Source organism: Candidatus Pelagibacter sp. (genome assembly GCF_052049835.1).
GTDB lineage: Bacteria > Pseudomonadota > Alphaproteobacteria > Pelagibacterales > Pelagibacteraceae > Pelagibacter.
This window is the reverse complement of sequence record NZ_JBNGZF010000010.1, coordinates 1-6,723: the sequence shown is the minus strand read 5'-3', so window position 1 is coordinate 6,723 and position 6,723 is coordinate 1. Positions and strand designations below refer to the sequence as shown.

Sequence of the window (6,723 nt, the reverse complement as noted above, 5' to 3'; positions counted from 1 at the left end):
AAATTAAATTTAATAAAAATGGTAAAGTAGACAAAGCGTACTATAAAAAATATTTTTAACCTAAAACATGGAAAAATTTTTAAAAAATTCTGAAAATGTTATAATTTTTTCTAATCTTCAACATTTAATTTTTAAACATAATATTAATGATATAAATAAAAATATAATTAAACTTTATAAAAATTTAAAAAAGTTAAATAAAAATATTATAATACCCACATTTAATTTAAACTTTCCAAAAACCAAAAAAACAAGTTACTCAACAAATGATATTACAACAGGATATCTAAGCAAATTTTTAGTAAAAAAATTCAAGCTAAAAAGATCTAGCAAACCAATGTATAATTATGCAGTCAGTGGTCCAAATGCAGAATACATCTGTAACTTGAATCAAACTACCGCATGGGGAGATGACTCTGTTTTGGGATATTTGGTAAATAATAATTCCTATGGATTAGGAATTAATATTGATCCAAAAATTTTCAATTGGTTAGTAATTCATTACTGTGAAGAGAATTCTAAGGTTCCTTATAGATATTTTAAAACTTTTAAAGGGAAAAATATTTCTACAAAAAAAATTGTTAAAGAAAAAATGTATGTTAGAAATTATTCAAAAAATAAAATTGAAGATGGCAGAAAAATTAACAAAATACTGATGAAAAATAAAATTATTAAAAAATTTAATTTTGATATTTTTGATATTTATTTGTTACCATTTAATAAATACTATGATATTGCAAAAAATAAATTAAAAAAAAATAAATTTTTTTTGGTAAAAAATGAAAAGTAAAACACAAGAGGCGTTAAAAAAATTATTCCCTAGATTAAAAAAAAAAACAATAAAGTCCAATGACGATTTGGTTAAAAAAGCTATTTTAGACTCAATGGATCTTGTTACATTAGTCACAATGCTTAGTAAAAAGTACAAATTCGATATAGATAAATATCAAAAAAAACATAAGAAATTTACATTAGATAACTTAGATAGATTTATAAACTAATAATTATATTGAACTTAATCTTTTTAAACTTTTAGATTTTATAAGATCGTAGTTTTTTTTAATTATATCGAAAATATAATTATTAAGACTATAATCAGTTTTATTTATCTTTCCAACTAGCTGAACTTCAGCTGCTGTACCAGTTAAAAATACTGAATCAGCGTTCAGAACATCTTTCATTCTAAATTTTCCAATCTTACAAGATACTTTTACTTTTTTTAATATCCTTATTACTGCTTGACGAGTAATTCCATTAAGTGCAGAGTCTGTTGAAGGTGTGTAAACAATATTATTCTTAATCCAAAAAATATTACAAGCTGTTGTTTCAGAGATATATTTTTCATTATCAAGCATTATACAATCATCAAAACCTTGTTGTTTTGCTTCAATTCTAGAAATAACGGATGATTGGTATGAACCTGAGGATTTAGCCTCAATTGGAAAGATTTTCCTATTTAATTTTGGCCATTTTGATATCCCCAGTGTAATAGATTTTTTGTTAAAAAGTGTTCCCCAACTCCAACAAGCAATAGCTATTGAGGACTTACAATAAGTAGTATCAGGTGACATTGAATGAGAGGTTCTAAAAATTATAGGTCTTATATAACCATTAGACTTAATATTGTGTTTAACTAATTTAGCATTTATTTTTGAAAATTGTTTAGCGCTTAGTTTAAAGTCAAGCTTTAATATTTTTGCTGAATTTTGTAACCTTTTAAAATGATCAAACTCAAATAAAGGTTTTTTATCATATATTGCAATTCCCTCAAACACTGATGCTGAAAAATGTAGTGAGTGATTTAAAGCATGTATTTTTGCTTTTGAGTTATCTATAAACTTTTCGTTAAAATAAATCTTACCTTTTAATTTAGAGAAATCTATCAATTTTTTTTATTTCTAGGGTTCTTTCCATTATTTTTCGATACAAAAAAAACAAGAGAACCTCTTTTTCCACTTTCTACTTTTGTTACCTCGTGAGGATATTCACAATCACTTATCAAAAGACTTCCATAATTTGGTTTATAATCAATATAATTTTTTTTGTTAAATTTATTATAAACTCTATATAGACCGCCATTAAAGTTTACTCCAAGCTGTAAAACAATTGCCGCTAGATAGTCTGGGTTACTATCTTTATCCAAATGATATCCAACAAAACAATTCTCGGTTATCTCGTTGTATTGAACCCTTCTAATGAAAATTTCATCATTACAATTACAAATTTTTTTAATAAAATTAATTACTTTTTTTGAAGATAAAATTTTAATTACTTTTTCTGAAAAATTATTATTTACTTTTTCTGGTTTCTCTATATCCGTCATAAATCTTCCAACAAGTAAATGATTTGACTCTCCTGCGTCTCCAATTTCAATAAATTCTTTATCTACCTCTAAACAAAACTTATTTAGATTTTCTAAATCATCGTTCGATAATGGACTCTCATCAACAGGTATATAAGCCGTTCCATTATTTAGATAATTTTTTGAATGTTTAATCATGATATTTAATATCTTCTTTTGCCATATAGCACTGGAAAGGAATTATTCAAAGTATAAAAAATTTTCATTTTCGAGTGGTCAAAAGCAAGGACACAAAGATTTTTATACTTTTTAAAGAACAAATCACCCATTGTAGTGTATTCAGCTCCTTGCTCGATTGATATGTCTAAATATTTACTTTTTTTTAAAGTTGGAAACCAAGATGCATAAAGATGAGCTCTCGATTCTGCTATTTCTAAAACTTTTATACGAAACTCTAAATCTTTTTTCATCTTATTTTTTATGATTTGTATATTTTTTTTTACACCTGCTTTCCATTTTTTTTTATCTGCAAGCTCTTTTACAACTGCACTACAAGTTTTTTTATAATTTATCTTTTGCGATAACTTTTGTGAACTTTGATCTATTTTTTTTAAAAAACTAGCCTCAGTTTCTTTAAGTCTTTTGCAATTAAGTTTGCTAAAACCCTCAAAGTCACCATATAAAAGATGTAGATTTAATTTTGTATTCTCTTTTAAAAAAAGCTTAAGAAGATCAGAATAAATAGAGTGAAATCTTAAACCCATCATACCTAATCCGTTTCCTAATTTTTTGAATGTATATTTATATAAATTATTTCCTATTTTAACATGCTCATAATCTGGACAAAGTGGTGATACAAGATTTATTTCTTTTTTATCCAATAAATTAATAAAGTTTATACGCTCTGAAGAACTTATATTTTCAAGATCAATTTTCTTTTGCAAACTTTCAAAAAAATTATTTTGTTTAACAATTTTTTTTATTTCTTTTGAAAAGATTAATAAACTTAACAGCGAAGGGTTAAAACCTAAAAATTTAATAAAATATGTAAAGTTTATATTTACCTCATTTTTTTTATTTCCAGACAATTTTTTTTTTATATCTAAATTTTCTAAACCATATTCTTCCTGTACAAGTTGCCAAAATAAGTAATTTTTATAATTCAATTTTAAATTGTCGTTTAATTTTAATCTAAATTTTTTTTCTAAATCTTCTAATCTTTTCCTCAAATGTGTTATTTTTAATAATTTATAATTTAATTTTTTTTTATCTCTAATTGAGGCTAAAATTTTTTTTGACAAAGATGGATCTAAATAAATTTTAGTATCAAATTTTGACATTTTTTGAAAAAAGTTTTAATGAGTCGTCGAATACTTTGCGATTTACTAAAGGAACATGAACATAAGTTAGACTGCCTAGTTCTCCAATTTCATGTTTCATAAATTTAATTTTTTTACTAACTTCCTTAGCAGTTCCTGTAATAATCAAGCTTTTTGCAATATCACTCAATTTTTTTTTATTACCAAAGCAACCAGTTAGTTTATTTTTACTTAACTTTTTATGAATTATTTTCAAAACCTGCATATAAGGGGATGATTTTAAAAATGCTTTATCTGCATCGTTCTTGTTTTTAACCACATATATAAATCTTGCTAATTTTATTTTTTTTAATGCTTGTTTCTTTGTAAATGAGCTATGTTTTAAATAATTTTCAACATGATTTTTTACAATATCTAGATCACAAAAATTTGAAATAACTATACTCCATCCTTTTTTTGCGCAATTTGTTACATTTCTCGAATTTGGATTTAGTGCTGGCATAATTAGTTCAAGATTTTTTCTGTTTTCATATAAATTATCAAAATAACCAAGTCCTAAAATTTTACTTCCAAATTTTTTAGATGATATTTTGAAGTTTTTTGAATTTATATTTATTAACCCCTTTTCATTTAAAAGTTTTCTTACTATCCTTAAAACCTCTAGTGACAAAAGATAATTATTTTGATTTATAAGATCATTTAACTCAACGTCTGACCTGTTGCTTCCAGAGCCAACGCCTAGAATTAATCGGCCTTTAGATAAATTATCAATAAGAGCAATTTGGGCAGCTAAAATAGATGGATGATAGAAATTTAAATTGGTTGTAAGTGTACCTAATTTTATTTTTTTTGTCACAAGCGCTAATGATGCTGCAATCATTAAACTTGATGATATTTTTTCATGTTTATCTGCAATATGTTCACCAAAAAAAGCCTCAACAAAACCATATTTATCACATAGTAAAACTGACTCTTTTATTTGTTCAATAATTTTACGAGTTTTTGTGTTTTTTGGATAACAAGGTATATAAAATACACTTTTTTTCATTGATTACTCTATTTTAGTTTAGTCAATTATTGATTTTTAGATTAGATATATGCACATTAATACTAAATTCAAGATAATTAATTTATCTAAAAAATTTTATGAAAGATTTAAATTTTACAAAATGTCTAAAAGATTTATTTCATTTAAATAGATCCATAACTGGAAAAGATACACTAAAAACTCTTAATTATTTCAAAAAGATAAATAATGAATTTAAAATAATTAAATTTAAAACAGGTACAAAAGTTTTTGACTGGGAAATACCTTTAGAATGGAATGTTAATGATGCTTATATTGAGCATATAAAAACAAAAAAAAAATTTGCTGAATTTAAAAAAAATAACCTTCATTTAGTAGGATATTCAATACCAATTAAAAAAATATTAGATTTAAAAGTATTGAAAAAAAAAATTATTTCTCACAAAATACCAAATGCTATTCCATATGTAACTTCTTACTACAAAAAAGACTGGGGATTTTGTTTAAATAAACATCAACTCAATAAACTTCCTAGAGGAAAATACAAAGTAAATATAGATAGTCAATTGAAAAAAGGATACTTGAATGGTTCTCATGCAATCATTAAAGGTAAAGTAAAAACAGAAATTTTGTTTTCAAGCTATGTTTGTCATCCATCAATGGCTAATAACGAGTTATCAGGACCAATATTACTAAATGCTATACTTAAATATCTTAAAGAGAACTTTAAAAAAACATATTATACTTACAGGTTTGTTTTAATGCCAGAAACAATAGGCTCAATTGCTTACATTTCAAAAAATCACAAATATTTAAGAAAAAATGTAATTGCTGCTTTCAACTTAACTTGTGTAGGTGATGGAAAATCTTATAGTCTCGTAGAAAGTAAAAATGGAAATACAATTTCAGATAAAGCTTTAAAATGTCAAATTATAAAAAAGAATAAATTTAAAATATATTCTTTTCTTCAAAGAGGATCAGACGAAAGACAGTATTGTTCACCGGGAGTTGATATTCCTATGGCAACATTTTGTAGATCAAAATTTGGAGAATATAAAGAATACCATACTAGTTTGGACAATTTAGATTTAGTAAAAGAGAAATATTTAGCTGAATCGCTCAAAGTATTTAAAAATATTATTAATTCCTTTGAAATGGGAATTTATCCAACAGCTACATACAAATGTGAACCAATGATGAGTAAAAGAAATTTATATCCTTTCATTTCAAAAGTTGGAAACTATTCTCAGAACATAAAAGATAGAATGAATTTTATTGCATATTGTGATGGTAGAGATATTTTTGAAATTAGCTTGAAAACAGGTATCAAATTAGAAAAATTGATTGAAGAATATAAAATTTTAAATGAAACAAAAGTATTGAAAAGAAAATTTGAAAAAAAAAAAAATTTATAATGCAGTAATAATAGGTTTGGGAAAAGCTGGCTTCCTATATAACTTAAAAAATAACAAATGTATTTCTCACGCAGAAGCAATAAATTTATCTAAGAATTTTAAATTGATAGCGGGAGTTGATAATGATTCTAATAAACTTAGAAGCTTTAAAAAATTTTATACAACTAATACTTATAAATCTTTAAAAATGCTGATTAAAAGAGAAAGATTTGATTTGGTCATTTTAAGCGTACCAACATCAAAACAATACAAAATATTAAAACAAATACTAGAAATTACTAAAAATAAATTTATTCTTTGCGAAAAACCTTGCACTGAAAATCTTTCACAAATTAAAAAAATATCAAATTTATTAGAAAGAAAAAATTCAAAATGCTTTGTTAATTTTCAAAGATTATACTTAAATTCAACTAAAAAAATAAAAAAAATCTTATACAAAAAAGATAATATTAAAATTAATGTAACTTATTCTGATGGTATTTTAAACTCTGCCAGTCATTATATTTCTTTATTTTTAAGTTTTTTTGGAAATAATTATATTGTTAATAAATCAAAATTTAAAAAAAAATTATCTAAAGATTTTGCATCTAATTTTACGATTAAATATCCAAAAATTGTAATTAATTTTAAATATAAAAATAATTATAAAAAAATTCATGG

The 6,723-nt window shown here is 23.8% G+C and carries 8 protein-coding genes; 4 read left to right on the top strand and 4 right to left on the bottom strand.

What is annotated here, in order from left to right:
- Window positions 1-67: 67 nt before the first annotated feature.
- Window positions 68-790 (top strand): AAC(3) family N-acetyltransferase, encoded by a 723-nt coding sequence (locus ACTT9R_RS05350; RefSeq protein ID WP_440926983.1) that lies wholly within the window; start codon window positions 68-70, stop codon window positions 788-790.
- A complete protein-coding gene (locus tag ACTT9R_RS05345; protein ID WP_440926982.1) occupies window positions 780-1,001 on the top strand; it encodes a hypothetical protein in 222 nt (73 codons plus the stop codon). The genes ACTT9R_RS05350 and ACTT9R_RS05345 overlap by 11 nt, the downstream gene beginning before the upstream one ends.
- Window positions 1,002-1,004: 3 nt before the next feature.
- Here ACTT9R_RS05345 and ACTT9R_RS05340 read toward each other — a convergent pair whose 3' ends face one another.
- The 4 genes from ACTT9R_RS05340 to ACTT9R_RS05325 are packed head-to-tail and all read right to left on the bottom strand — an operon-like array spanning window position 1,005 to window position 4,669.
- Window positions 1,005-1,886 (bottom strand): aminotransferase class IV, encoded by an 882-nt coding sequence (locus tag ACTT9R_RS05340; RefSeq protein WP_440926981.1) that lies wholly within the window; start codon window positions 1,884-1,886, stop codon window positions 1,005-1,007.
- Window positions 1,883-2,500 (bottom strand): 2OG-Fe(II) oxygenase, encoded by a 618-nt coding sequence (locus ACTT9R_RS05335; RefSeq protein WP_440926980.1) that lies wholly within the window; start codon window positions 2,498-2,500, stop codon window positions 1,883-1,885. The genes ACTT9R_RS05340 and ACTT9R_RS05335 overlap by 4 nt, the downstream gene beginning before the upstream one ends.
- A 5-nt stretch (window positions 2,501-2,505) precedes the next feature.
- Window positions 2,506-3,642, bottom strand: coding sequence for a hypothetical protein (locus tag ACTT9R_RS05330; RefSeq protein WP_440926979.1), 1,137 nt, complete (start codon window positions 3,640-3,642; stop codon window positions 2,506-2,508).
- The gene (locus ACTT9R_RS05325) at window positions 3,629-4,669 is read right to left on the bottom strand and encodes an LLM class flavin-dependent oxidoreductase (protein ID WP_440926978.1); all 1,041 of its coding nucleotides are present in this window, start codon (window positions 4,667-4,669) and stop codon (window positions 3,629-3,631) included. The genes ACTT9R_RS05330 and ACTT9R_RS05325 overlap by 14 nt, the downstream gene beginning before the upstream one ends.
- Before the next feature lie 98 nt (window positions 4,670-4,767).
- Between ACTT9R_RS05325 and ACTT9R_RS05320 the strand changes: the two genes are divergently transcribed.
- Together ACTT9R_RS05320 and ACTT9R_RS05315 are read left to right on the top strand one after the other, a co-directional pair.
- Window positions 4,768-6,063 carry a DUF4910 domain-containing protein gene (locus ACTT9R_RS05320; protein WP_440926977.1) on the top strand — a complete coding sequence of 432 codons (1,296 nt, stop codon included), beginning with the start codon at window positions 4,768-4,770 and terminating at the stop codon, window positions 6,061-6,063.
- A partial coding sequence (locus tag ACTT9R_RS05315) for a Gfo/Idh/MocA family protein (RefSeq protein WP_440926976.1) occupies window positions 6,041-6,723 on the top strand: 683 nt, incomplete at its 3' end. The genes ACTT9R_RS05320 and ACTT9R_RS05315, both read left to right, overlap by 23 nt.

Bases quoted from the DNA above. Each gene is read 5' to 3' on its own strand.
- ACTT9R_RS05320 (WP_440926977.1), top strand. From the start codon at position 4,768: ATGAAAGATTTAAATTTTACAAAATGTCTAAAAGATTTATTTCATTTA.
- ACTT9R_RS05345 (WP_440926982.1), top strand. From the start codon at position 780: ATGAAAAGTAAAACACAAGAGGCGTTAAAAAAATTATTCCCTAGATTA.
- ACTT9R_RS05325 (WP_440926978.1), bottom strand. From the start codon at position 4,669: ATGAAAAAAAGTGTATTTTATATACCTTGTTATCCAAAAAACACAAAA.
- ACTT9R_RS05350 (WP_440926983.1), top strand. From the start codon at position 68: ATGGAAAAATTTTTAAAAAATTCTGAAAATGTTATAATTTTTTCTAAT.
- ACTT9R_RS05335 (WP_440926980.1), bottom strand. From the start codon at position 2,500: ATGATTAAACATTCAAAAAATTATCTAAATAATGGAACGGCTTATATA.
- ACTT9R_RS05330 (WP_440926979.1), bottom strand. From the start codon at position 3,642: ATGTCAAAATTTGATACTAAAATTTATTTAGATCCATCTTTGTCAAAA.